Consider the following 23,136-nt stretch of genomic DNA (forward strand, 5'->3'; position numbering starts at 1 on the left):
CCGGGGCTCAGCGCCAGGGGAAGCCGCCGGGCCCACCCATGCCCCCCGGACCACCGGGGCCGCCGCCGCCCATCATGCCGGACATGCCACGCATCATGTTCTGCATGCCGCCCTTCTTGCCCGCCTTCTTCATCATCTTCTGCATCTGCTTGTGCTGCTTGAGCAGGCGGTTGAGGTCGGGCACCTGCAGGCCGGCACCGGCGGCGATACGCCGCTTGCGCGAGCCGTTGATGATCTCCGGGCGGCGGCGCTCCTGGGGAGTCATGGAGTTGATCAGCGCCTCGAGCTTGCCGAGTTCCTTCTCGGGACCGGGCCCCTGGGCCATCTCGGCCATCTGGCCCATGCCGGGCAGCTTGCCGAGCAGGCCGCCCATGCCGCCCATCTTCTTGAGCTGCTGCAGTTGGTCGCGAAAGTCCTCGAGGTCGAACCCCTGGCCCTTCTTGACCTTCTTGGCCAGTTTCTCGGCCTTCTTCTTGTCGACGGTGCGCTCGGCTTCCTCGATCAGCGACAGCACGTCGCCCATGCCGAGGATGCGCGAGGCGACACGATCCGGGTGGAACGGCTCGAGGGCATCGACCTTCTCGCCCACCCCCATGAACCGGATCGGCTTGCCGGTGACATGACGCACCGAAAGCGCCGCCCCGCCGCGCGCGTCACCGTCGGCCTTGGTCAGGATCACCCCGGTCAGCGGCAGGGCATCGGCAAAGGCCTTGGCGGTGTTGGCGGCATCCTGGCCGGTCATGGCGTCGACCACGAACAGCGTCTCCTGGGGCGCCACGGCCTTATGCAGCGCCTGGATCTCGGCCATCATCGCCTCGTCGATGGCCAGGCGGCCGGCGGTATCGACGAGCACCACGTCATGGAACTGGATCTTGGCATGCTTGATCGCCGCCTCGGCGATGGCCACCGGCTGCTGGTCGCTGCGCGAGGGGAAGAAGTCGACCCCCACCTCGGCGGCCAGGGTCTCGAGCTGGTCGATGGCCGCGGGACGGTAGACGTCCGCCGAGACCACCAGCACCTTCTTCTTCTCGCGCTCCTTGAGATAACGCGCCAGCTTGGCCACGGAAGTGGTCTTGCCCGCCCCCTGCAGGCCCGCCATCAGCACCACCGCGGGGGAGCCCTTGAGCGCGAGCCCCTCGTTGACCTCGCCCATGACCGCCTCCAGCTCCTGCTGGACGATCTTGACGAACTGCTGGCCCGGCGAGAGGCTCTGCGACACCTCCTGCCCCACGGCACGCTCGCGCACCCGCTCGATGAACGCCTTGACCACCGGCAGCGCGACGTCGGCCTCGAGCAGCGCGCGGCGCACCTCGCGCAGGGTGTCCTTGACGTTCTCTTCGGTCAGGCGCGCCTGACCCTTGATCGACTTGAGCGTCTGCGACAGACGCTCGCTGAGATTCTGGAACATTGGCCTCTCCAGTGGCGACGGCCCGAATATGGACAACGATTATACGCCCTGTGACCGCGAGTCTCCATGCGGGACGCCGGCAAGCGGCACGGTCTGTGCGCAACCCGGGGGATTGGGTATAGTAGCGGCACGCTGTTCAATCACCATCAGGCGCTCGCGAAGGCGCATGGAAAGCAATCGATGCAGGCGCTGCCCCTGGCCATCCTGGCCTTCATCCTCTACGTCGCCGCCGCCTCCTGGCAGGCGCTGACCCTGATGCGACGGGTCCCACCGCGTCCCGCGCTGGTACGCGGCCTGGGCATGCTGGGGCTGCTCTGCCACCTGCCGCTGGCCGCCGGGCTCTTCGGCCAGGGCCAGGCAGTGCTGCCCGGGCTCTCCACCAGCGCCATCGTGGCCGGCGCCGTGGTGGTGCTGTTGCTGATCGTGGTCAGCTTCTTCAAGCCGGTGCTCAACGCCGCCGTGGGACTCTTCCCGCTAGCCGGCGCGGTGCTGCTGCTGGCGACGGGCCTGCCCAGCCCCGAGCGCACGGGCGGCCTGACGCCGGGCATCGCCCTGCACGCCCTGAGCTCGGTGCTGGCCTTCGCCGTGCTGGCCATCGCCGCCGTTCAGGCGGTGCTGCTCGGCGTGCAGAACCAGGCGCTGCGCCACCACCACACCCGTGGCGTCGTCCAGGCCCTGCCGCCGCTGACCACCATGGAGCGGATCCTCTTCGAGCTGATCTGGGCCGGCCTGGCCCTGCTGACCCTGTCGATCGCCAGCGGCTTCCTGTTCGTCGAGAACATGTTCGCCCAGCACCTGGCCCACAAGACCATTCTCTCGCTGGCGGCCTGGGTGATCTTCTCGGTGCTGCTGTTCAGCCACCATCGGCTGGGCTGGCGGGGCATGCGCGCGGTACGCTGGACCCTGGGCGGCTGCACCGTGCTGCTGCTGGCCTATTTCGGCAGCAAGTTCGTGCTCGAGGTCGTGCTGAGCCGCGGCTGAGCCGGCGCCCCCGAACGCCTTGACACTGCCGGGGCGAGTCCCTACAACTCGAGCCTGATACGCCATTGAGGATGCTTCGACTTGAGCGACGACTTCCCACTGGGATTGCTGTTCGGCCTGCTGTTCCTGCTCATCTGCCTATCCGCCTTCTTCTCCAGCTCCGAGACCGGCATGATGTCGATCAACCGCTACCGCCTGAGCCACCAGGCCAACAGCGGCGAGTCACGCGCCCTGCGGGTGGTCCGACTGCTCTCGCGACCCGACCGCCTGATCGGCGTGATCCTGATCGGCAACAACCTGGTCAACAACCTGGCTGCCGCCATCGCCACGGTACTGGCCATCCATTTCTTCGGTGAGGTCACCGGCCCCGCCGTTGCCCCCCTGGTGCTGACCATCGTGATCCTCATCTTCGCCGAGGTCACCCCCAAGACCTATGCTGCCGTGAAACCCGAGCGCATCGCCTACCCCGCCTCGCTGGTCCTGGAACCGCTGCTCAAGCTGCTCTATCCGCTGGTGTGGCTGGTCAACGTCATCTCCAACGGCCTGCTGCGCCTGCTCGGCGTGAAGAACATCGACGGCAGCGCCGACAACCTGACCCGCGACGAGCTGCGCACCGTGGTGCACGAGGCCGGCACCCTGATCCCCCATCGCCACCAGGCGATGCTGCTGTCGATCCTCGACCTCGAGAACGTCACCGTGAACGACATCATGGTCCCGCGTCACGAGGTGATGGGCATCGACCTCGACGACGACCTGGAGGAGATCCTGACCCGGATCCGCACCAGCCAGCACACCCGGGTGCCGGTCTACAAGGGCGACATCAACAACATCATCGGCATGCTGCACCTGCGCAACGCGGCGCGCTTCCTCTCCCGCGACGAGGTGACCAAGGCCGCCATCGTGCAGGAGGCCCGGGAGCCCTACTTCATTCCCGAGTCCACCCCGCTGCATACCCAGTTGCTCAACTTCCAGAAGCAGAAGCGCCGGATCGGTATCGTGGTCGACGAGTACGGCGACGTGGAGGGGCTGGTGACCCTCGAGGATATCCTCGAGGAGATCGTCGGCGAGTTCACCACCGACGTGGCGGGCCTGGATCAGGAGATCCACCTGCAGGACGACGGTAGCCACGTGATCGACGGCACCGCCAACATCCGCGATATCAACAAGGCGCTGGGCTGGCAGCTGCCCACCGACGGCCCGAAGACGCTCAACGGCCTGATCCTCGAGCACCTGGAGGCCTTCCCCGACGGGCCCGCCTGCCTGCAGATCGGCAGCGTGAGGATGGAGATCCTCGAGGTACGCGACAACCTGATCACCGCCGCCCGCTGCTGGACGCCGCCACGCCGCCCCGCCAGGCAGCGCTGAGCCGTGTCCGAAAAGTCGGCGCAGCCATCAGCGTCGCGCCACGGCCTCGTTCGAGCGCCGCTCGGCCCACTGGTCGGCCTGCGCCTTGAGCAGGCGCACCCGCGCCTCGACCCGCGGCCGACTCGCCTCGTGGGGCGCCAGGGGCTCGCCGAAGTAGAGCGCCACCCTGGCCCGGAAGCGCCGCGGTGGCTTGGTCAGCGCCTTGCCGCCATGGTGCGAGGTCCAGGAACCCCACAGCCCGGACAGCCCGGCGGGAATCACCGGCACCGGATCCCGCGCCAGGATGAGCTCCAGGCCGCGCCGGAAGGGCTGCACCTCGCCGTCCGGGGTCAGCCGTCCCTCGGGAAACAGCATCACCACCTCGCCTTCGGCCAGGGCCCGGCTGACCTCCTCCAGGGCCCGGCGGATATTGCCCGGGTCGCGCCGCTCCGACTCCACGGGAATGGCACCCACCAGCCGGAACAGCCAGTTGAGCCACGGCGAATCGTAGATCGGCTTGTCCATCAGGAAGCGCAGCGGCCGACGGCTGGCGCCACCGATCACCATGGCGTCCATGAAGCTGACATGGTTGCAGACCACCACCGCGGGACCGCGGGCGGGAATGTGACCCTGGCCGCGCAGGCGCAGGCGATAGAGCAGGAAGACCACCAGGAAGACCAGCCGCCGAATGAGCGGCCTCGGCTTCCGGAGCATCCACCAGCTCCCCGTCAGCAGGACACCGGCGACCAATAGCCACAACAGGATCGTCACGTCACGTCGGGTCTGTGCTTCAGGCCGGCGAGGGTGGTGTGGAGCAGCTGATCGAGCAGCTCGCCGACCTCCAGCTGCTGCCCCTGCCAGTAACCGAGGCGCTCGTTGAGGCCGAGTTGCACCAGGCCATGAACACTGCCCCACAGGGTGCGCCCCAGCCGGCGTGCCTCCAGGTCGTCCAGGGCCGGCTGATACTCCCGGAGGGTGGCCTCGACGCGCAGGAACAGCGCCTCGATCATGTCGCTCTGGCGCTGATCGAGCTCGCCCTCCTGGGCCAGGGGATAGTCGAAGAGCAGCTGCCAGCGGTAGGCGTCGCGCTGGGCGAACTGCCAGTAGGCCCTGGCCAGGGCCCTGAGGCGCTGCTCCGGGGAGGCGCTCTCGGTCAGCGGTTCGATCACGGCACGCAGCCGTGCCAGGGTCTCGATGTTGACGTGCTGGAGCAGGTTGCCGAAGCTGCCGTAGAGCTTGAGCAGGGTACTGGGAGCACAACCGACCTCACGCGCCAGGGCACGCAGCGACAGCGTATGCGCAGGGTTCTCCTGCAGCCAGGCATCACATGCCGCCATGACCTGGGCATGGAGCGCCTCGGGCGCGTGCTGTCTGGGACGGGCCATCGATTTCCTCGCAAGATGGTGGCGGACGATGCCTACCTAGGATAGCGCAGATCGAACACTGTTTTCGACAGCTTATCGATCCATGGGTCAAACGCAAGCCCCGGGCGGAATCGCGGCCGGATCGGCGCTTTTCTCGCTCGTTCGACTTGGGTACCCTGTCGCTCCATCACCCGCGGAGTGCCCATGGCCGGCCGACTGCACATCGCCTCTCTCGACCTCGGACGCCTGCTGCCCGGCCTGGAGGTCGACGCCCCCCTGGTGACCAGCCCCAACCTGGCCCCCCGGCGGCCGCTCTCGGCGATCCGCCTCGAGGCCGGCCGGCCGCGCCTCTCCCGGCTGTTCTGGGGCCTGACACCACCCTGGCTCGAGGTGCTCGACCGCGCCCCCCACTGTGCCCGGGCGGAGTCGCTGGAGGCGCGCCCGATGTTCCGCGAGGCCTTCCACGTCCGCCGCTGCCTGGTGCCGGTCAGCGGGATCTACGTGTGGAAGTCGCAACCCCGCGCCAAGCAACCCTTCCTGGTGACCCGGGTCGACCGCGGGCCGCTGTTGCTGGCGGGACTCTGGTGCCGTTTCCACACCAGCCTGGTCGAGCACACGGACTCGCTGGCACTGATCACCGTGCCCGCCAATGCCCTGCTCGCGCCTCTCACCGACCGCCTGCCCGGCGTGATCGCCCCCCGCGACGGCCACCGCTGGCTCGAGCCCGGCACGCCGCTCGAGGCGACAAAAGCGCTGCTGACGACCGCCCCCATGGAACTGTTGGGCGCCTTTCCGGTATCAAGACGAGTCAATGATCCCGCGCATCAGGATCCGGCCTGCGCCTACCCTACCGGCCCCATGCTGCGCCGGAACCCCGTTTAAGGAGAGACGATGACCATCGCCGCCCTCAGCGCCATTGCCGCAAGACATGCCGGCATCCGGCGACCGATTCGCCCGCTCGGCCTGCTGGCCCTGGCCGGCGCCCTGCTGCTCACCCTTCCCTTCGCCCCGATCGAGGCCCAGGAACCCATCGCCGAGACGGAGGCCGTCGCCGAGGTCACCACGCCCCTGACCAGCCCTCACGACGCCCGCGATTATCGCGTGCTGATCCTGGAAAACGGCCTCACCACCCTGCTGGTCAGCGATCCCGAGGCCGACAAGGCCGCCGCCTCGATGAACGTCGGCGTGGGCAGCGCCCAGGACCCGGAGGACCTGGCGGGCCTGGCCCACTTCCTCGAGCACATGCTGTTCCTGGGCACCGACGCCTTCCCCGCGCCGGACGCCTATCAGGGCTACATCACGCGCCACGGCGGCAGCCACAACGCCTTCACCGCTCCCCAGGACACCAACTACTTCTTCGACATCGAACCCGAGGCACTACCCGGTGCCCTGGACCGCTTCAGCCGCTTCTTCGTGGCACCGCTGTTCAACGCCGACCGACTCGAGAGCGAGCGCAACATCGTCCATTCCGAGTACATGGCACGCATCCGCGACGACGGCCGCCGCGAGAACGACGTGCTCAACCAGCTACTCAACCCGGAGAACCCCACCACCGGCTTCGCCGTGGGCAGCCGTGACACCCTGACCACCTCACCCGATGGCGAACCGTCCCTGCGCGAGAGGGTGATCGACTTCTACCAGCGCTACTACGATGCCAACGTCATGCACCTGGCAGTGATCGCCCCCCAGCCGCTGGACGAGCTGGAGGCGCTGGTGGCCGAACGTTTCGCCGAGATTCCCGACCATGGGGTGTCCCGCCCGGTGATCGAGACGCCGTTGGTCACGGAGGGCAGCCTGCCGCGACGCGTCGAGATACAGTCGGTACGCGACAGCCGTCAGCTGCGCTTCCTGTTCCCGATACCCGACCCGATCCAGGAGTACCGTCACAAGCCCGCCGACCTTCTGGCGCACCTGCTGGGCCACGAGGGCGACGGCAGCCTGCTCGCCGTCCTGCGCGAGGCGGGCTGGGCCGACGGCCTCTCCGCCGGCGTCTCCCGCGGCGACGGCCGCCACGCGCTGTTCAGCGTGGGCATCAGCCTGACCCCTGCCGGGGCCGAGCGGCTCGACGAGATCGAAGCGACCCTGTTCGCCGCCGTCGAGCAGATCCGCGAGTCGCGCCTCGAGGCCTGGCGCTACGACGAGCAGGCCCGGCTGGCCGAACAGCAGTTCCGCTTCCAGCAGCACGGCTCACCGCTCAACAACGCCATGCGGCTGGCCATGAACCTGACTCGCTTCCCGGTGGAGGACGTGCAGTACGCCCCCTACCGCATGGACGGCTTCGACCGCGAGCGGACCCAGGTCTACCTGGACGCCCTGCGTCGCGACAACCTGCTGCGCCTCTACAGCGCCCCGGATGTGGAGGGCGAGCAGGTCTCGCCCTGGTTCGACGCCCCCTGGCGCGAGATCGATGACGAACCGGCCGATGCCCGTCCCCTGGTCGGCCTCGCCCTGCCCGAGCCCAACCCCTATATCGCCGAGGACCTGACGCTGCTCGAGGAGCAGCACGACCGCCCGCGCCTGGTGGTCGACGAGCCGGGCTTCACCCTGTGGCACATGAGCGACGCCACCTTCGATACGCCCACGGTGGAGTGGCGCTTCAGCCTGCAGCACCCGGCGGCCTCGGCGGGCCCCCGAGACGCCGCCCTGGCTCGGGTGCTGGCCGGCTGGCTCGACGACAGCCTCAACGAGGCCTTCTACCCGGCCCGGCTCGCCGGCCAGCACTTCGAGGCCTACGCCCATGCCCGCGGCATCACCCTGTCGTTCTCCGGCTGGCGCGACCGCCAGGACCAGCTGATGCACCGCGTGCTGGCACAGCTCCAGGACGGCGAGATCGATACCGCGACCTTCGAGCGAGTGCGCTACCGGCTGCAACGGGAGTGGCGCAATGCCCCTCAGGCGGCGCTCCACCGCCAGGCCCACCGTACCCTCGCCGAAGCCCTGGTGCGCCCCCAGTGGCCCACCGAGGCGCTACTCGAGGCGAGCCGCGAGCTCGAAGTCGACGACCTGCGCGACTACCGTGAGGCCTTCCTCACCGCGCTGCGCCTCGAGGCCATGGCAGTGGGCAACCTGGATGTCGAGCTGGCGACCCGCGAGGCCCGGCTGATGGCCGACGCCCTCTCGCCCCGCCTGACCGAGGAGCAGATTCCCGACCTGGTGCCACTGCGGGCCGACTCCGACCTGCCGGCCCTGATCCCGCTCACCACCCGCCAGGAATCACTGGTGCTGCGCTACCTGCAGGGACCGGACCGCTCGCTGGAGAGCCAGGCGCGCCTGGCGGTGCTGGGCCGGTTGATCGACACCCCCTTCTACCAGCGGCTGCGCACCGAGGAACAACTCGGCTATGTGGTCAGTGCCGGCTACTCGCCACTGATGGATGCGCCGGGCATCGGCCTGCTGGTGCAGTCGCCGGACACCGAGAGCGCAACGATCCAGGCGCGCATCGACGCCTTCCTCGACGACTTCGAGGGGCGGCTCGATGCCCTCGACGACGATGACCTGACGCCCTATCGCCAGGCCGTGCACGACAGCCTGGTGCAACGCGATACCAGCCTCTCGAGTCGCGCCAACCGGCTGTGGCAGGCGATGTCCTTCGGCGACACCGAGTTCGATCGCCGCGAGCGACTCGCCGCCCGGGCCCTGGCCGTGTCGGCCGACGACCTGCGCGAGGCCTGGTCGCGGCTGCGCGAGGCCGCCGTGGCCAACGTCACCTTCGACCCGGGCGACGAGCCCAGCGACGTGGCCGAACTGACCCGCCACCTGACGCCGATGCCGGAAGCCGACGACTGACCCGCCCACCAACGAGAAGCGCCCGGCCTGTCGGCCGGGCGCTTCTCGCGTCCTGCTCGCACGCCCCAGTCGCTGCTGCCTTCAGTCGAAAGCCTGTGGCGGCATGATGGCCTCCACATGCATCACCAGTTCCTCCAGGATCTGTCGGTCGCGGTCGCTCAACGCCTCCCGGTTGAGCCGTTCGATTTCCCGGGCGAAATCCTTGAGCGTCAGGCTGGAGAGCGCGGCGTCGTTCATGCGTGCCCAGCGGAACGCCTCCCACTGAGCCTGCTCCTCGCTCTCGAGGGTCTCCGGATAGCTGCGCGCCCGGTAGCGGAACAGCATCTCCTCGAGTCGCGGATCCTGGAAGGCGAACCGTGCCCCGACCAGGTCCCAGGGGTCGGTGTCGCGCACCCGCTGCATCTGCTGGCGATCCGAGGGCGAGAAGAAACCGCCGGCATAGAGCATCAGGTCGGGGTCCCGGGGCCCCTCCGGGGGCGGCGCGGCGAACACCTCGGCGACCCGGGCGGCGACCTCGGGTCGGGCAGACAAGTGTTTCCAGTGCTCGCGGCAGGCGGCCAGGTCCAGCCCCAGGCGGGCGACGATCTCGCCGTAGTCGCCCTGGTTGGGGCCTTCCACGTCCTTCAGGGCGCTGGCCGGGAAGAGCACCGGGCTCTTGTTGATATGGATCACCTTGAGCGGGATGCGCTCGGCGCCCTCGGCCAGGTCGTCATTGCTGACGAAGACCCGCTGTCGGATCTGCTCGGCACTGAGGTCGAACAGCGGGGCGGGATCCATGGACAGGTCGTAGACGATCACCCCGTTGGGGTTGCTCGGGTGTTCGGCCAGCGGCATCACCAGGGCACTGCAGGCGCGGCTCGCCGGATAGCGTCGCGAGATGTGCAGCAGCGGCTTGCGCCCCGGCACGTCGAGCAGCTTTGCCACCTCGCGCTTGCTGCGCAGTCGCAGCAGGTAGTCGAAGAGCTTCGGATTACGCGACTTCAGCAGTCGTGCCAGGGCGATGGTGGCGCGCACGTCGGCCAGGGCATCGTGGGCGCCGACGTGCTCGATGCCGTTGGCGGCGGTGAGCGCCTCGAGCTTGAAGCTGGGGGCTCCGTCGTCGCGCACCGGCCATTCGATGCCGGCCGGCCGCAGGGCATGGAAGGCCCGCACCACGTCAATCAGGTCCCAGCGGGAGTTGCCGTTCTGCCACTCCCGGGCATAGGGATCGAGCAGGTTACGGTAGAAGAGGTGGCGACTCACCTCGTCATCGAAGCGCAGGCTGTTGTAGCCCAGGGCACAGGTGCCCGGCTCGCTCATCAGGGCCTCGATACGGCCGGCGAACTCGGCCTCGGGCAGGCCGCGGCGACTGGCCTGCTGAGGCGTGATGCCGGTGATCAGGCAGGCCTGGGGATGGGGCAGGAAGTCATCGGCCGGCTTGCAGAACCACTCCACGGGCTCGCCGATCTCGTTGAACTCGGCATCGGTGCGGATGGCCGCGAACTGGGAGGGGCGGTCGCGGCGCGGGTCGGCACCGAAGGTCTCGTAGTCGTGCCACAGGAAGGTCAGCGGGGCGGCATGAGGCGGCGCCATGAGCAGCTCTCTCCAACGGTGCAGGCGTGAAAGCCACCAGCCTAGCACAGCCGCGTACGCCTCTCAGCCAAGAGGCTCACGCCCGGGGCAGGGTGACGTTCAGTTCCAGTACCGAGCAATTGTCCTCGCTGTCGAGACTGATGTTGATGGCATCGTCGTCGACCTGGACATAGCGGCGGATCACCTCCAGCAGCTCCTTCTCCAGCATCGGCATGTAATCCGGCTGGCCGCGCTGGCTGCGCTGGTGGGCGACGATGATCTGCAACCGCTCCTTGGCGACCGACGCGGACTTCTTGCGCTCTCTCTTCAGGAACTCGAGCAACTTCACCGGCGACCTCCTCCAAACATTCGGCTCAACAGGCCCTTCTTCTGGAACTCGTGGAAGCGCAGCGGGACCTCCTCGCCGAGCAGGCGGGCCACGGTATCGGCATAGGCCTGGCCGGCATCGCTGTCGGCATCGTGGGTGACCGGCACCCCCTGGTTCGACGCCCGCAACACCGCCTCGGACTCGGGAATCAGCCCGAGCAGGTCGATCGCCAGGATCTCGCGGATATCCTCGAGATTGAGCATGTCCCCCAGGTCGACGCGCGAGGGATTGTAGCGGGTGATCAGCAGGTGCTCACGGATCGGCTCCTCGCCACGCTCGGCCCGCCGCGTCTTGGACGCCAGCAACCCCAGGATGCGGTCGGAGTCGCGCACCGAGGAGACCTCCGGGTTGGTCACCACCACGGCCTCGTCGGCGAAGTACATCGCCAGTTGGGCGCCACGCTCGATGCCTGCCGGGGAGTCGCAGAGGATGTAGTCGAAATCCTTGCCCAGCGTCTCGAGCACCTTCTCGACACCCTCGAGGGTCAGGGCATCCTTGTCGCGGGTCTGGGAGGCCGGCAGGATATGCAGGTTGTCGACTCGCTTGTCGCGGATCAGTGCCTGGCTGAGCCCCGCCTCGCCCTGGATGACATTGACCAGGTCGTAGACCACGCGACGCTCGCACCCCATGATCAGGTCGAGGTTACGCAGCCCGACATCGAAGTCGATGACCACGGTCTTGTTGCCCCGCAGCGCCAGGCCAGTGGCAATGGCTGCCGCACTTGTTGTCTTGCCGACCCCCCCCTTGCCGGAGGTCACAACGATGATCTTGGCCAAGTTACGCATCCTGTCAGTCATGGTCAGATAAGGAATCTAGAGACGGCGAAACGCCGCCGGCCGGGCCCGCGGAGCGGGATCAGGCCAGCGACGTGATGCCCAGCTGATTGTCGCTCAGGCACACCTGGACAGACGTGCCGAGCAGGCGAGGATCGATGTCCTCGAGTCGCTTGTAGTTGCCGGCCACCGAGAGCAGCTCGGCGTGCAATTCGCGACAGAAGATACCGGCCCGGAGGTCGCCATGGATGCCCGCCAGGGCCCTGCCGCGCAGGGCACCGTAGACGTGAACGCTACCGGCGGCGAGCACCTCGGCACCGGCGTTGACGGCGCCGATCACCACCAGATCGCCATCCGGCGCCGTGACCTGCTGACCGGACCGTACCGTGCCGCGGTAGATGCGGCCGCCGCTGGCCACTCCCGGCAGGGCCCCCTGCTCGACCGTCTCGCTCGCCTCCGGCTCGCCGGTGGCCACGCTCTCCAGCGGGCGGGGCCGACTCGCCTCCTGGGGCGGGAACCAGCCCAACCCCAGCGCCCAGGCCGACTGCTTGACCGGATCGGGGCCGCCGCGCACCGCCACGGGCAGCAGCTTGTGGGCCCGGCAGACCGCGCAGATGCGCTCCAGGGCCAGGTGTGGCTCGTCGAGTTTCTCGACGTTGAGCACGACGGGGGTATGCTGAAAGAAGGCCGGAGACTGACTGAGCTTGCCGGCGAGCTGTTCCCGGATGCGCTCGGGATCGGCACTGGCCAGCTCCATGACCGTCATCGGCAGCATGCCTCCCTTGAAGGTGAACGCCATGCTGTCCCTGTCCACTTTGAGACTCATTGCCGGACTCCACGTCGGGTGATGGTCGGGGTACCCAGTCAAAGCTAAGCGAGTGACTCGCCCCCTGCAACTGATCATAAGCTCAGCGACCACCGGTTGTCAGTGTCTCCAGTCGGCCACACCCGGCATGCCCGACGGGCTTTTCCGCAGGCGCGACGCATGCTTAGATACATCCATCTCGCGGCCACACGCCGCTGCCGATGCCAACAACAAGTCTTGGGCGCCTCTCCAACTCCGGCGCTCTCACGTCAGGAAGGTCAATGTCTGGACTCTTTCGTCGCCTCTTTGCTCCTCGCTGGCAACATCCCGACCCCGGGGTTCGCCGCCAGGCCACGGCCCGCCTCGACCCGTCGCACCCCGACCAGTGCCAGGCCCTCGAACGGCTGGCCCGGGACACCGACCCCGAGGTTCGTCAGGCTGCCCTGACGCGTCTCGACGTTCCCGAGCGCCTGCTGGCCCTGCTCGACGACGCCCCCTCCCCCGAACTGCGTGCTCGCCTCGTCGCTCTGCTGACCGGACGCCAGGGGGCACTCGAGCTGGCGACCCGCATCGCCCTGACCGAACGCCTCGAGACCCCCGACCTGCTGGAGGAAATCGCCCTCCAGGGCGACAACCAGCAACTGCGCCTGGCGGCCCTGGCGCGCCTGGAGGACGAGGACGCCCTGATTCGCCAGGCCTGCGACAATGGCATCGCCGCCGTGCGCCACGCCGCCGCGACCCGGGTGACCAGCGAGACGGGCCTGGCCAGACTGGCCCAATCGGCCCGTCGCGACCGCCAGGTGATGCGCCTGGCCCGCGAGCGCCTCAACCGCCTGCGGGCCGACGCCGCCTCGCTGACCGCCGCCCGTGCGCGCCGCGAGGCACTGCTCGAGACGCTGGAGCGGCAGGCCAAGGCCACCTGGGAGCCGCTCTATGCCGGCCGCTTCCGTCACCTGGTACGCGAGTGGAATGCACTGGATGACCTGCCCGATAGCGGCCAGGAGCAGCGCTACCAGGATGCCTGCCTGCGCTGCCGCAAGGTGATCGGTGACCACGAGGCCTGGCAGCTCTCCCAGAAGGCCGACCACCAGCGCCGCGAGGATGCCGACCAGAACCGCGAGGCCCTGGTGGAGGCGCTGGAAGAGAGCCTCGATGCCCTCACCCGCAGCGAGCGTATCACCGAGCAGGACGTCGCCAGCCTGCGCGCCCAGAAGCAGTTGCTGGCCAACCGCTGGCAGACCCTCTCCGACCAGCACCTGGCCGACGAGGCCCTGCGACGACGCTATGATGCGGCGCTGGCCGGCTACGAGCGCATCGCCCAGGCCTGGGTCAGACTCGATGAGCGGGCCGAGGCTATCCATCAGGCCCTCGCCGATGGCGACGACGAGCGCCTGGCCGCCCTGGTGGAAGCCAGCGGCTGGCCCGAGGGCCTGGCCCCCGCTCCGCTGCTGGAGCGGGCTCGCCACCGCCTCGCCAGCGCCCCTGACGACGACCTGGAGAGCCGCCTGACCCGCTTTGCCGACGACCTAGCACAGCTCGAGCGCCTGCTCGAGAGCGGCGCCTTCAAGGGCGCCAGCCGTCTCCATCAACGCCTGCGCCAACAGACCGACCGCCTGCCCGAGGCCCGCATCCGGCCCCAACTGGCGACCCTCAAGCGCCTCGCGGCCCGGCTCGCCGAGTTGCGCGACTGGCGCGGCTTCGTCGCCGGCCCCAAGCGTGACCAGCTATGCCACGCCATCGACGCCCTGGCCGAGGAGACGTCGCTGACCGATGCCGAGCTCGATCGCCGCCATCGTCAACTGGTCAAGGAGTGGAAGGCGCTGGGTGACGCCGCCGCCAATCGCCAGCAGTCCGCCAGCTTCCGCGCCGCCTCGGACCGCATCCACGAGCGCCTGGCGCCCTGGCGCAAACGCCTCGATGCCGAGCGAGCACGCAACCTGGAGGCCCGCGTGGCTCTCTGCGAGCAACTCGAGACGCTGCTCGCCCAGCCCGCCAGCGAGGCCGACCCGGATGCCCTGCGCCAGATTCGCGACAAGGCGCGAGAGCAGTGGCGCCACCACTCCCCTGTCCCGCGCGATCAGGCCGAGGCCATCGGGCGCCGCTTCGGCCGCATTCGTCATGAGCTCCAGGCGCTGATCGACCGCCGCGCCGAGGAGATCGCCGTGGCCAAGCGTCAATTGATCGACCAGGCCCGGGGCCTGCTCGAAAGCGACCAGCCCGCCAGCCAGCGCGCCGAACAGGCCAAGACGCTGCAACGGCGCTGGCGAGCACTGGGTCGTGCCCCGAGAGGGGAAGAACAGGCCCTGTGGCGAGAGTTCCGCAGCCTCTGTGACGGCATCTTCGCCAGCCGCGAGGCCGAACGCGACGACCGCGCCCAACGGGCCCGGGAGCGCCTGGACGCGATGCAGACGCTGATCGATCGCCTCGATGCCTGGCACCCGGCCGACAGCCGCGATGACCAGGTACTGGAGCGCGCCATCCAGGAAGCTGCCGCCCTGGAGCCGCTCCCCTCCGGGCGCCGCACCGAAGGCATGCGCCGGCGCTGGTCGGGCATCGTCCGGGCGCGTCGCGAGCGCCTGGCGCGCCTGGCGGTGCTCGAGGAGGTGAACCGCTGGCGCGACGTCCAGCCACTCCTGGCGTCCCACCTGGAGGCCGATGCCGCCAGCCTGGCCGGGGAAGCGTATCGGGACGTCGACCCGCCGGCGGACATGACGCTACCCGAGGACATGCGCCTGGCCCATGTCCAGCGCAATGCGGCGCGCCGACAGCCCGGCGACCTCGCGGAGATAGAGGAGCGACTCGCCCGCCTGAGGGTGCACCTCTCGCTGCTTGCGGTCGGCCAGGTCAGCCACCGCGACGACCCGCTGCGCCTGGCGATCCAGGTCGAGCGGCTCAACGAGAACCTGGGACGAGACCCGTCCCGGGCGGAGGAGCTTCACGGCGTGCTGCGCGATCTGCTGGCCACCGGACCGGTCTCCCCGGCTGTCTGGGCCCGGGAGGTCGGCGAATTCGACCGCATGCTGGAGAGCCTGACCCGCCTGCCGCCCCCCTGACCCCTTGCCCTGCCGAGGCCACGAACGCGAAAGCGCGAGGCCTTGGCCCCGCGCTATCTGCTTGCCGCTTCTGCCCGCCGCCGGGGTCTCCGGCCGCGGGTGTCGAGCACGACGTTCGGGGGATCAGCCCATGAACTGGCCGCCGTTGATGTCGATGTTGGCCCCGGTGATGAAGCCGGAGTCCTTGTGGGCGAGGAAGGCGACCAGACGGCCGATCTCCTCGGGCGTCCCGTAGCGCTTGACGGGGATCGTCTCGCGAATCGCTTCGCGTACCTTCTCGGGAATCTTCATGATCATGTCGGTGGCGATGTAGCCGGGTGACACCGTGTTCACGGTGATCCCCTTGGTGGCGGTCTCCTGCGCCAACGACATGGTCAGGCCGTGCATGCCCGCCTTGGCGGCGGCGTAGTTGACCTGGCCAAACTGCCCTTTCCGGCCATTGATGGAGGAGATGTTGATGATCCGGCCGTAGCCCTCCTCCAGCATGTCCTCGATCACGCTACGGCAGGTGTTGAAGACACTGTTGAGGTTGGTGTCGATGACCTCGCGCCACTGCTCGGCGGTCATCTTCTTCAGGGTGCCGTCCCGGGTGATGCCGGCACAATTGACCAGCACACTGACGGGACCATGGGTTTCGCGAATCTCCTGTATCCCGGCCATGCAGGAATCGTAGTCGGTGAGGTCGATGCCGGACAGTGCGATATTCTCGTAGCCGTCGGCCTTCTGGGTCTCGAGCCAGGCCTTGGCCTTGTCCGGGTTGTGATATCCGGCTACTACCGTGAAACCCTCGGCGGCCAGCGAACGGCAGATTGCGGTGCCGATACCGCCGGTACCGCCGGTGACCCAGGCGACGGGTGCTTGAGTGGTCATTGACTACCTCCCTGATATTCATGACACGTTATCTGCCCGCGACCGGCTGGCCGGCCCGGGCCAGTGTTGTCTTGCCGATCACCCTCTGCGTGGCGATCATCGGCAGTATGGACCACGAGCGGCACCCCGGACGAGCGTTTGAAATCAGCCCCTTGACGCCCATCAAAAAAGATGTAAAATACGCCCCAGTCGATGCGGGGTGGAGCAGTCTGGTAGCTCGTCGGGCTCATAACCCGAAGGTCGTCGGTTCAAATCCGGCCCCCGCTACCAAATATCCGAAAAGGCCGATTCCTACGGGAGTCGGCTTTTTCGTTGGACCGACGACCGTCGTCGGTTCCCTCTCGTTTCAAGGTCAGCGGCCCCCGCTACCAAATATCGAGAAAGGCCAGAACCAACCGGTTCTGGCCTTTTTCATGCATGGCTGGAACAAGCCTGGTAGCTCGTCGGGCTCAGCCCTCCATCACCCCGGGAAGGTCGCCGCGCCCAACCCGGCCCCCGCTACCAAATATCCGAAAAGGCCGATTCCTACGGGAGTCGGCTTTTTTCGTTGGACCGACGACCGTCGTCGGTTCCCTCGCGTTTCAAGGTCAGCGGCCCCCGCTACCCCTCCCCCCTCCCCTTGATGACGGGCGCCATGCCCAGCCGGCCGACGCCCGGGAGCTTGAGCGCCGGGCGCCTCACGTCGACGCCCAGCGAGAGCCCCAGCAGGGTCAGCTCGATGCCCTCGTCGCGCCCCAGGGTCACGCCGAACACTCCGCCCCAGGCGGTGGTCACTCCCCGGCCTCCGGGGGCGGGCGCCAGCCAGCCGTCGAGCAGGTAGTCCTTGCCCACCGCGGTCACCGGGAACACCACCTCGAGCCCCGGCACCTCGCGGGCCACCCAGGCCGTGAAGCTGTTGCTGTTGGGGCCCGGCCAGGCACGATAGCTCGACGGTGCCGGATAGGACGCCACGGCCGCCTCGATATCGGCGATCATCGCCGCGGCCGCCTCACCGCGATAATCGGCCAGCAGTTCCGGGGCATTGCCATACCAGGCGCGATCGGGGGTGGCGGTCGACTGCGACACCAGGGCGGGGCGGCGCCAGCTCAGCACGTGATGCATGCGGTAGGCCTCGGCACCGACCTCCCGCGTGGCGACCCAGGTGTGCACGCCGAAGGCACCGCGCCAGCCGAAGGCGCGCGCCGCATAGACCTGCACCACCGCCTCGGGGGCTTCCAGCGCCGTCGGCGCCAGCCCCGCGGGCTCCCGATCCGCCATTCTCCAGTGGCCACCACCGTCGACCCGCTCGGTGGCCAGCATCCACAGCGGACCCGCCAGCAGCAGTGCCAGCACCAGCCCCAGACCGCTCCCCAGGTGCAGCACTCGTCTCATCGCAGGCGCCCCCCCCCTTGAAGTCCCGACCCGTCACCCGCATCTCCGGAGTAAATTCACTCTGACCCAAGGCCACTGACCATGTCCATCGTCGACCCCCGCACCGGCGAGCCGCTCGCCGTCGAGACCCCGCCCGGCGACAGCCCCACTCCGAATCGGGGCCACCCGGATGCCGAGGTGATCATCGACGTCGACCGCGAGAACATCCAGCAGTTGCTCGAATTCTCCATGCAGGTCCCGGTGCTGCTCGACTGCTGGGCCCCCTGGTGCGAGCCGTGCAAGAACCTGACACCGGTCCTCGAGAAACTGGCCCGCGAGTACCAGGGCACCTTCATCCTCGCCAAGCTGAACATCGACGAGAATCAGGAGATCGCCGCCCAGCTCGGGGTGCGTTCGGTGCCGGACGTCAAGCTGATCAGCCAGGGCGGGCTGGTCGACCACTTCCAGGGCGCGCTGCCCGAGAAACAGGTCCGCGAATGGCTCGGTCGCTACCTTCCGGCACCAGAGGATGCCCCGCCCAGCCCCGAGGAGCAGGCCGCCGAGGCGCTCGCCGCCGGCGATGCCGCCAGTGCCCGGGCACTTTACGAACAGCTGGTGCAGCAGAACCCCCAGCACTACCCCTATCAGGTGGAACTGGCCCGCGCCCTGGTGGCCGAGGGCAAGGCGGAGGATGCCAGAGGGTTGCTCGACAACCTGCCGCCGGAGGAGCGTGACGCCGCCCCGGCCCGCGGGGTGCGCGCCAGCATCGAGTTCGGCGAGGAGGCTCCCTCGGCCAAGGAGTTGGCCGCCCTGGGCGACCGAGACGACAGCGAGGCCCGCTTCAAGCGCGCCCTGCGCCGTGTGGCCGATGGCGACTACGAGGCCGGCCTGGAGTCGCTGCTGGCACTGATGAAAGCCGATCGTGCCTACGGCGACGACGCCGCGCGCAAGACCCTGCTCCGGGTCTTCGATGCCCTCGGCGCCAACCACCCCCTGACGGTGACCTATCGCCGCAAGCTGTTTGCCCTGCTCTACTGAGCGCCTCCGGCCCCGGGGCGCAGCACGGCGTCCAGGCGATCCAGCGCCGCCTCCAGTTGGGAGGCGGTGGTGCCGAAGTTGAGCCGCGCGAAACCCGGCCAGCCGAAGTCCGCCCCCTCCGAGAGCGCCACGCCTGCCCGTTCGAGAAGCACCTGCCGGGGGGACCCGGCACCCTCCAGGGCCGGTGCCTGACGCAGATCGAGCCAGGCCAGGTAGGTCGACTCCGGTGGGCTCATGAGCACGCCGGGCCACTGCGCCACCCGCTCCACCAGGGCGCGGCGATGGCCGCGCAGCACCTCGAGCAGGGCCTGCCGCCAGGGGTCGCCGTGGGCGTAGGCGGCTTCGGCGGCCACCAGCCCCAGCACGTTGCCATCCGGCTGCAGGCCGCGCACCATGGCGGCGAATCGCTGCCGCAGGCCGGCATCGGGAATCACCGCGCAGGCGGTGGTGAGGCCCGCCAGGTTGAAGGTCTTCGACGGCGCCCACAGCGTCAGGGTTCGCGAGGCGAGCTCGGGGAAGGCCGCCGCCAGCGGACGGTGGCGAGCGCCCTCGTCGAGCAGCAGGTCGCAGTGCAGTTCGTCGGAAACCACCAGCAGGTCGTGGCGCTCGACCAGGGCGGCGAGCCCCGCCAGCTCCGCGTGGCTCCAGACCCGCCCGGTGGGGTTATGGGGCTGGCACCAGAGCAGCAGCCGTGTCTCGGGGGTGATGGCCGCCTCCAGCGCCTCGAGATCGAGGCGCCAGGGCTCCCCCGGCGAGACGGGGGCGCGCAGCGCCGCCCGCTGGGGCAGTCGGCCGGTGCGCTCGGCCACCTTGAGAAACGGCGGGTAGATCGGTGTCAGCGTGAGCACCCCCTCGCCCGGCTGGGTCAGCGCCAGGCTCGCCAGGTGCAGGGCCGGCACCACGCCGGGCAACCACAGCTGCCACTCGGGCTCGATCGTCCAGCCGTAGTGCTCGGCACTCCAGTCGCAGAGGGTGTGGCGCAGCGAGTCGGGCACCAGGCCGTAGCCGTAGACGCCGTGGTCGACCCGGGCGCGCAGCGCCCCGATCACCGCCGGCGGCGAGACGAAATCCATGTCGGCGACCCACAGCGGCAGCACCTCGTCGCCGTAGCGATGCCACTTCTGCGAGGGCCAGTCCCCACCCCGTGGGTGGCGGCGCTCCACGGGCGTGGCAAAATCATAGTCCATGCGTACTCTCCCCAGTCGCAACGCCCCAGTCAGGACAGCCAAGTCGGGACCACCATCAGATGAACGAGACCATGCCGCAAAGCGGCTTCTATGCCAAGGTACGACGCGGATTGCCGGCACTGCTCGGCCAGTGGCTGCGTTTGGGCCAGGCCGACACGGATCGCCTGGCGCTGATTCTTGCCGAGACCGCACGGGTAGCCAAGCTCGGCGAACCCGAGGCGACCCCGTCGGGTGCCACCCTGATCGCCTGGAGCGCGCCCGATGCCGGCGACGCCATTCCGCTGTGGGCGGCACGCACCGCCACCTTTCTGCTGGTGCAGATGCCGGCGCGGCCGATGCCCGAGAGCGACGACGAGGCCTGCGCCTGGGCCTACTGCTGGTTGCGCAACCGCGACTTCGACAGTTTCGAGACCGCCGAACGCGCCCTGCCCGAGCATCTGCGCGACCCCCTGGGCACCGCCCTCAAGGCGGCATGGACCGACCGGCAGGGCCTACGCCTGGTCTGATCGGCGTCATGACGGCCTGCCCGGCGTCGACGCCCTCACTGGAACAAGGAACGCCCCCATGGATGTCCCTCTGAGCTGGCAGCTGGCCAAGCTGCTGGTCTCCATCGCCATGGTGCTCGGGCTCGGCGCCATCGCCGTGCGCGTCAGCCCCCGCGTCGCCGGGCTGCTCGCGGGCTATCCCCTGGGTACCGCCATCGCGCTGTTCTTCATCGGCCTGGAACTCTCACCAGCCTTCGCCGCCGAGAGTGCCGTGCATACCCTCGCGGGCTTCACGGCCACCCTCGCGCTGGGCGGCGGCTACCTGCTGTGTGGCCGCCGTGACGGCGCCCTCGGCGTGCTCGCCGGTACCGCCGGGGGCCTGGCCGCCTTCCTCCTCACCAGCCTGCTGCTGACCCAGGTCGCATTCACCCGGCTCACCGGCACCCTGACCACCCTGGTGGCCATCGTCGTCTTCCTCCGCCTCTACCGCCGGGTGCCAGACACCCGGGTCGTAGCCCGCGGCACGGTCGCCTGGCCGGCCCTGGCACTGCGTGCCCTGCTCGCCGCCACGCTCATCTTCGCCATTACCGGCTTGGCCCATGTGCTGCCGGCGGCCTGGGCCGGCGTGATGGCGGCCTTCCCGATCACCATGTACCCCTTTCTGGTGATTCTCCACCTGGCCCACGGCCCCGCCCCGGTGGCCACGGTGATCAAGCACTATCCGGCCGGGCTCGGCTCCCTGCTCGCCTACGCCCTGTGCGTCTCGCTGACCTACGACACCCTGGGGCTGGCGTTGGGTACCCTGTCCGGTTTCCTGGTCGCCACCCTGTGGCTGCTCGGCTGGACCCGCCTGCAGGCCTGGTGGGCCGCACGGCTCGCCACGAAGACTTGACCGAGCGCTTGCTAGGGATAAAGCTGTCCTATCGAATCCGACCACGCTCACCCGACGAGGAACTCCCGATGTTCGTGCGCACCATCGAGCCCGCCTTCTACGACACCGATGCCCTGGGCCACGTCAACAACACCCGGTTGCCGGCCTGGTTCGAGCTGGCCCGCAACGACCTCTTCCGGCTCTTCACCCCGGACCTGGACCCGCGCAAGTGGCGACTGATCATGGCGAGGATGGAGGTCGACTACCGGGCCGAGCTTCAGTACGGCAGCGAAATCGAGATCCGCACCTACGTCTCGCGGCTCGGCAACAGCTCCTTCACGGTGAGCCAGGAGGCGCAGCAGAACGGTCAGTTGACCAACCTGGGCCATACGGTGATGGTACACTTCGATCACCAGGCCAAGCGCGCCATCCCCATCGAGGGCGAGCTGCGCGATTCACTGGAGGCCCACCTGCAGGAGGAGCCAGCGGACGCATGACGCCGGCGGTCAAGGCGCTGGAGAAGGCCGGAGCGACCTTCACCCTTGCCAGCTACGAACACGATCCACGTACGCCGGCCTACGGCGAAGAGGCCGCCCGCGCCCTCGGTCTGTCGCCCGACGAGGTGTTCAAGACCCTGCTCGCCCGCCTCGACGACGGCCGTCTGGTGGTGGCCATCGTGCCGGTCTCGGGCCAGCTCGACCTCAAGGCCCTGGCGAGGGTGGCCGGCGCCCGCAAGGCGGTCCTGGCCGAGGCATCAGCAGCCGAGCGCGCCACCGGCTACGTACTCGGTGGCATCAGCCCGCTGGGACAGAAGAAGCGTCTGCCCACCTTCCTCGACGCCAGCGCCGACGGGTTCGCGGCGATCCATGTCAGCGGTGGACGCCGCGGGCTGGAGATTCGCCTGGCCCCGCGGGACCTGATGCGCCTCACCGGAGCACGCCTGGTCGCGCTCGCCAGGGCCTGAACGCCGGCGAGCCGAATCGAGCCCTGCGCTGTCCCATGGATACACCCCGGCAAGGGCCGGGATACCCCCACGACAGGAGCCGGTCATGGCCATCCGCTACGACCTCTGGCTGGACCCCGACAACGTCGCCCGCCACCGCGCCGTGGAGGCGGACCTGATCCGCTTCTTCATGGAGCGTTTCGCCGACTACCCGCACATCCGCTTGTTCGGCGCCGATCCTTACGATTATGATGCGCCGTTCAATCGCCTCCATGACGTGCTGATGGCCAGGGCGGGCGAGTACTGCGAGCGGCAGTGGCACTATGTGCCGACGCCCGAGCAGCTCACCCGCGCCTTCTTCCTGGCCGTCGGCCGTTCGAACAAGTTTGTACGGGACCCCGACGATGGTGATCCGCACCGACCAGACTCCTGACGAGCGCCAGCTGGCCATCATCGCCGAGCAGCTGGGCCGCGCCCCGCGGGGCATCGAGGCCGTTGCGGCCACCGATGGCGACGGCACCCCACTGGTGCTGCGCATGGCCCCCATCGTCGACGGCAAGCCCTTCCCGACCCTCTACTGGCTCAGTTCCGAGCGCCTCAAGGTCGAGCTCTCGCATATCGAGGCCGCCGGTGTGATCAAGCGGCTCGAGACCCGGCTGCAGGACGACCCCGACTTCCTCGCCGCCTACCACCGTAGCCATCGCGACTACGTCACGGCGCGCTGGCGCTTCATGAGCGAGGCGCAGGAGGCCGACGTCATCCGCCGGGGCTACGACGGCGTGCTCCGCGAGCGTGGCATCGGCGGCATCGGCAACTGGGACCAGGTGCGTTGCCTGCATACCCAGTATGCCCACCACCTGTGCGGCGACAACGTCATCGGCCAGTGGCTGGATGCCGAGTACGGGGTCGCCGACTGCCTGTCCTGAGCCCCCCCGTTCC

General features: G+C 68.9%; 22 protein-coding genes and 1 tRNA gene. 13 read left to right on the top strand and 10 right to left on the bottom strand.

Going from position 1 to position 23,136, the window contains the following annotated elements:
• Window positions 1–7: 7 nt before the first annotated feature.
• On the bottom strand, window positions 8–1,408 hold the full coding sequence (gene ffh, locus AC5W54_RS07095) for a signal recognition particle protein (RefSeq protein WP_495961366.1): 1,401 nt from the start codon (window positions 1,406–1,408) through the stop codon (window positions 8–10).
• Window positions 1,409–1,588: 180 nt separating this feature from the next.
• On the opposite strand from ffh, the gene AC5W54_RS07100 reads away from it, so the two are divergent.
• Together AC5W54_RS07100 and AC5W54_RS07105 are read left to right on the top strand one after the other, a co-directional pair.
• Window positions 1,589–2,389, top strand: coding sequence for a cytochrome C assembly family protein (locus AC5W54_RS07100; RefSeq protein ID WP_495961367.1), 801 nt, complete (start codon window positions 1,589–1,591; stop codon window positions 2,387–2,389).
• A gap of 81 nt (window positions 2,390–2,470) precedes the next feature.
• A complete protein-coding gene (locus AC5W54_RS07105; RefSeq protein ID WP_495961368.1) occupies window positions 2,471–3,754 on the top strand; it encodes an HlyC/CorC family transporter in 1,284 nt (427 codons plus the stop codon).
• A 27-nt stretch (window positions 3,755–3,781) separates the two neighbouring features.
• Here the strand turns inward: AC5W54_RS07105 and AC5W54_RS07110 are convergent, their stop codons facing one another.
• Both AC5W54_RS07110 and AC5W54_RS07115 read right to left on the bottom strand, forming a co-directional pair.
• Entirely contained in the window at window positions 3,782–4,447 is a 666-nt protein-coding gene (locus tag AC5W54_RS07110) for a 1-acyl-sn-glycerol-3-phosphate acyltransferase (RefSeq protein WP_495961369.1), read from the bottom strand.
• 53 nt (window positions 4,448–4,500) lie between these two features.
• Window positions 4,501–5,118: a TetR/AcrR family transcriptional regulator gene (locus AC5W54_RS07115; protein ID WP_495961370.1), complete on the bottom strand. Its 618-nt coding sequence runs from the start codon at window positions 5,116–5,118 to the stop codon at window positions 4,501–4,503.
• 183 nt (window positions 5,119–5,301) lie between these two features.
• Between AC5W54_RS07115 and AC5W54_RS07120 the strand changes: the two genes are divergently transcribed.
• Window positions 5,302–5,979 carry an SOS response-associated peptidase gene (locus AC5W54_RS07120; RefSeq protein WP_495961371.1) on the top strand — a complete coding sequence of 226 codons (678 nt, stop codon included), beginning with the start codon at window positions 5,302–5,304 and terminating at the stop codon, window positions 5,977–5,979.
• 9 nt (window positions 5,980–5,988) lie between these two features.
• A complete protein-coding gene (locus AC5W54_RS07125; protein WP_495961372.1) occupies window positions 5,989–8,883 on the top strand; it encodes an insulinase family protein in 2,895 nt (964 codons plus the stop codon).
• An 81-nt stretch (window positions 8,884–8,964) separates the two neighbouring features.
• Here the strand turns inward: AC5W54_RS07125 and sbcB are convergent, their stop codons facing one another.
• The 4 genes from sbcB to minC form a co-directional block, all read right to left on the bottom strand.
• Window positions 8,965–10,455 (bottom strand): exodeoxyribonuclease I, encoded by a 1,491-nt coding sequence (gene sbcB / locus AC5W54_RS07130; RefSeq protein WP_495961373.1) that lies wholly within the window; start codon window positions 10,453–10,455, stop codon window positions 8,965–8,967.
• A gap of 76 nt (window positions 10,456–10,531) precedes the next feature.
• Entirely contained in the window at window positions 10,532–10,783 is a 252-nt protein-coding gene (minE, locus tag AC5W54_RS07135) for a cell division topological specificity factor MinE (RefSeq protein WP_102588074.1), read from the bottom strand.
• Window positions 10,780–11,598 carry a septum site-determining protein MinD gene (minD, locus tag AC5W54_RS07140; RefSeq protein WP_495961374.1) on the bottom strand — a complete coding sequence of 273 codons (819 nt, stop codon included), beginning with the start codon at window positions 11,596–11,598 and terminating at the stop codon, window positions 10,780–10,782. The genes minE and minD overlap by 4 nt, the downstream gene beginning before the upstream one ends.
• A 79-nt stretch (window positions 11,599–11,677) precedes the next feature.
• Window positions 11,678–12,421: a septum site-determining protein MinC gene (gene minC, locus AC5W54_RS07145; RefSeq protein ID WP_495961375.1), complete on the bottom strand. Its 744-nt coding sequence runs from the start codon at window positions 12,419–12,421 to the stop codon at window positions 11,678–11,680.
• A gap of 260 nt (window positions 12,422–12,681) precedes the next feature.
• Between minC and AC5W54_RS07150 the strand changes: the two genes are divergently transcribed.
• Window positions 12,682–15,453, top strand: coding sequence for a DUF349 domain-containing protein (locus AC5W54_RS07150; protein ID WP_495961376.1), 2,772 nt, complete (start codon window positions 12,682–12,684; stop codon window positions 15,451–15,453).
• Window positions 15,454–15,576: 123 nt separating this feature from the next.
• Here the strand turns inward: AC5W54_RS07150 and phbB are convergent, their stop codons facing one another.
• Window positions 15,577–16,323 (bottom strand): acetoacetyl-CoA reductase, encoded by a 747-nt coding sequence (gene phbB / locus AC5W54_RS07155; protein WP_495961377.1) that lies wholly within the window; start codon window positions 16,321–16,323, stop codon window positions 15,577–15,579.
• A 193-nt stretch (window positions 16,324–16,516) separates the two neighbouring features.
• Here phbB and AC5W54_RS07160 point away from each other — a divergent pair.
• A tRNA-Met gene (locus AC5W54_RS07160) sits at window positions 16,517–16,593 on the top strand.
• A gap of 330 nt (window positions 16,594–16,923) precedes the next feature.
• Here the strand turns inward: AC5W54_RS07160 and AC5W54_RS07165 are convergent.
• On the bottom strand, window positions 16,924–17,694 hold the full coding sequence (locus AC5W54_RS07165; protein ID WP_495961378.1) for a DUF3750 domain-containing protein: 771 nt from the start codon (window positions 17,692–17,694) through the stop codon (window positions 16,924–16,926).
• A gap of 81 nt (window positions 17,695–17,775) precedes the next feature.
• Here AC5W54_RS07165 and AC5W54_RS07170 point away from each other — a divergent pair, with 81 nt between their 5' ends.
• Window positions 17,776–18,711: a tetratricopeptide repeat protein gene (locus AC5W54_RS07170; RefSeq protein WP_495961379.1), complete on the top strand. Its 936-nt coding sequence runs from the start codon at window positions 17,776–17,778 to the stop codon at window positions 18,709–18,711.
• Here AC5W54_RS07170 and AC5W54_RS07175 read toward each other — a convergent pair.
• Window positions 18,705–19,898 carry a MalY/PatB family protein gene (locus tag AC5W54_RS07175; RefSeq protein ID WP_495961380.1) on the bottom strand — a complete coding sequence of 398 codons (1,194 nt, stop codon included), beginning with the start codon at window positions 19,896–19,898 and terminating at the stop codon, window positions 18,705–18,707. The two genes, AC5W54_RS07170 and AC5W54_RS07175, sit on opposite strands and share 7 nt — an antisense overlap.
• A 71-nt stretch (window positions 19,899–19,969) precedes the next feature.
• On the opposite strand from AC5W54_RS07175, the gene AC5W54_RS07180 reads away from it, so the two are divergent.
• The 6 genes from AC5W54_RS07180 (at window position 19,970) to AC5W54_RS07205 (ending at window position 23,123) form a co-directional block, all read left to right on the top strand.
• Entirely contained in the window at window positions 19,970–20,404 is a 435-nt protein-coding gene (locus AC5W54_RS07180) for a hypothetical protein (protein ID WP_495961402.1), read from the top strand.
• 58 nt (window positions 20,405–20,462) lie between these two features.
• The gene (locus tag AC5W54_RS07185) at window positions 20,463–21,275 is read left to right on the top strand and encodes a hypothetical protein (RefSeq protein WP_495961381.1); all 813 of its coding nucleotides are present in this window, start codon (window positions 20,463–20,465) and stop codon (window positions 21,273–21,275) included.
• Between the two features lie 68 nt (window positions 21,276–21,343).
• The gene (locus tag AC5W54_RS07190) at window positions 21,344–21,751 is read left to right on the top strand and encodes an acyl-CoA thioesterase (RefSeq protein WP_495961382.1); all 408 of its coding nucleotides are present in this window, start codon (window positions 21,344–21,346) and stop codon (window positions 21,749–21,751) included.
• A complete protein-coding gene (ybaK, locus tag AC5W54_RS07195; protein WP_495961383.1) occupies window positions 21,748–22,218 on the top strand; it encodes a Cys-tRNA(Pro) deacylase in 471 nt (156 codons plus the stop codon). The genes AC5W54_RS07190 and ybaK overlap by 4 nt, the downstream gene beginning before the upstream one ends.
• An 85-nt stretch (window positions 22,219–22,303) precedes the next feature.
• A complete protein-coding gene (locus AC5W54_RS07200; RefSeq protein WP_495961384.1) occupies window positions 22,304–22,630 on the top strand; it encodes a hypothetical protein in 327 nt (108 codons plus the stop codon).
• Window positions 22,602–23,123: a DUF501 domain-containing protein gene (locus AC5W54_RS07205; RefSeq protein WP_495961385.1), complete on the top strand. Its 522-nt coding sequence runs from the start codon at window positions 22,602–22,604 to the stop codon at window positions 23,121–23,123. The genes AC5W54_RS07200 and AC5W54_RS07205 overlap by 29 nt, the downstream gene beginning before the upstream one ends.
• Window positions 23,124–23,136: the final 13 nt, after the last annotated feature.

It is taken from the genome of Halomonas sp. LMYGS-3 (genome assembly GCF_059509875.1).

Excerpts from the sequence above, each read along its gene's own strand:
- AC5W54_RS07185 (WP_495961381.1), top strand. The coding sequence starts at position 20,463 with ATGGATGTCCCTCTGAGCTGGCAGCTGGCCAAGCTGCTGGTCTCCATC.
- minC (WP_495961375.1), bottom strand. The coding sequence starts at position 12,421 with ATGAGTCTCAAAGTGGACAGGGACAGCATGGCGTTCACCTTCAAGGGA.
- AC5W54_RS07165 (WP_495961378.1), bottom strand. The coding sequence starts at position 17,694 with ATGAGACGAGTGCTGCACCTGGGGAGCGGTCTGGGGCTGGTGCTGGCA.
- AC5W54_RS07190 (WP_495961382.1), top strand. The coding sequence starts at position 21,344 with ATGTTCGTGCGCACCATCGAGCCCGCCTTCTACGACACCGATGCCCTG.
- AC5W54_RS07150 (WP_495961376.1), top strand. The coding sequence starts at position 12,682 with ATGTCTGGACTCTTTCGTCGCCTCTTTGCTCCTCGCTGGCAACATCCC.
- ybaK (WP_495961383.1), top strand. The coding sequence starts at position 21,748 with ATGACGCCGGCGGTCAAGGCGCTGGAGAAGGCCGGAGCGACCTTCACC.
- ffh (WP_495961366.1), bottom strand. The coding sequence starts at position 1,408 with ATGTTCCAGAATCTCAGCGAGCGTCTGTCGCAGACGCTCAAGTCGATC.
- AC5W54_RS07170 (WP_495961379.1), top strand. The coding sequence starts at position 17,776 with ATGTCCATCGTCGACCCCCGCACCGGCGAGCCGCTCGCCGTCGAGACC.
- AC5W54_RS07120 (WP_495961371.1), top strand. The coding sequence starts at position 5,302 with ATGGCCGGCCGACTGCACATCGCCTCTCTCGACCTCGGACGCCTGCTG.
- AC5W54_RS07125 (WP_495961372.1), top strand. The coding sequence starts at position 5,989 with ATGACCATCGCCGCCCTCAGCGCCATTGCCGCAAGACATGCCGGCATC.
- sbcB (WP_495961373.1), bottom strand. The coding sequence starts at position 10,455 with ATGGCGCCGCCTCATGCCGCCCCGCTGACCTTCCTGTGGCACGACTAC.
- AC5W54_RS07115 (WP_495961370.1), bottom strand. The coding sequence starts at position 5,118 with ATGGCCCGTCCCAGACAGCACGCGCCCGAGGCGCTCCATGCCCAGGTC.
- AC5W54_RS07100 (WP_495961367.1), top strand. The coding sequence starts at position 1,589 with ATGCAGGCGCTGCCCCTGGCCATCCTGGCCTTCATCCTCTACGTCGCC.
- AC5W54_RS07200 (WP_495961384.1), top strand. The coding sequence starts at position 22,304 with ATGGCCATCCGCTACGACCTCTGGCTGGACCCCGACAACGTCGCCCGC.
- AC5W54_RS07180 (WP_495961402.1), top strand. The coding sequence starts at position 19,970 with ATGCCGCAAAGCGGCTTCTATGCCAAGGTACGACGCGGATTGCCGGCA.
- AC5W54_RS07205 (WP_495961385.1), top strand. The coding sequence starts at position 22,602 with ATGGTGATCCGCACCGACCAGACTCCTGACGAGCGCCAGCTGGCCATC.
- AC5W54_RS07175 (WP_495961380.1), bottom strand. The coding sequence starts at position 19,898 with ATGGACTATGATTTTGCCACGCCCGTGGAGCGCCGCCACCCACGGGGT.
- phbB (WP_495961377.1), bottom strand. The coding sequence starts at position 16,323 with ATGACCACTCAAGCACCCGTCGCCTGGGTCACCGGCGGTACCGGCGGT.
- AC5W54_RS07110 (WP_495961369.1), bottom strand. The coding sequence starts at position 4,447 with ATGCTCCGGAAGCCGAGGCCGCTCATTCGGCGGCTGGTCTTCCTGGTG.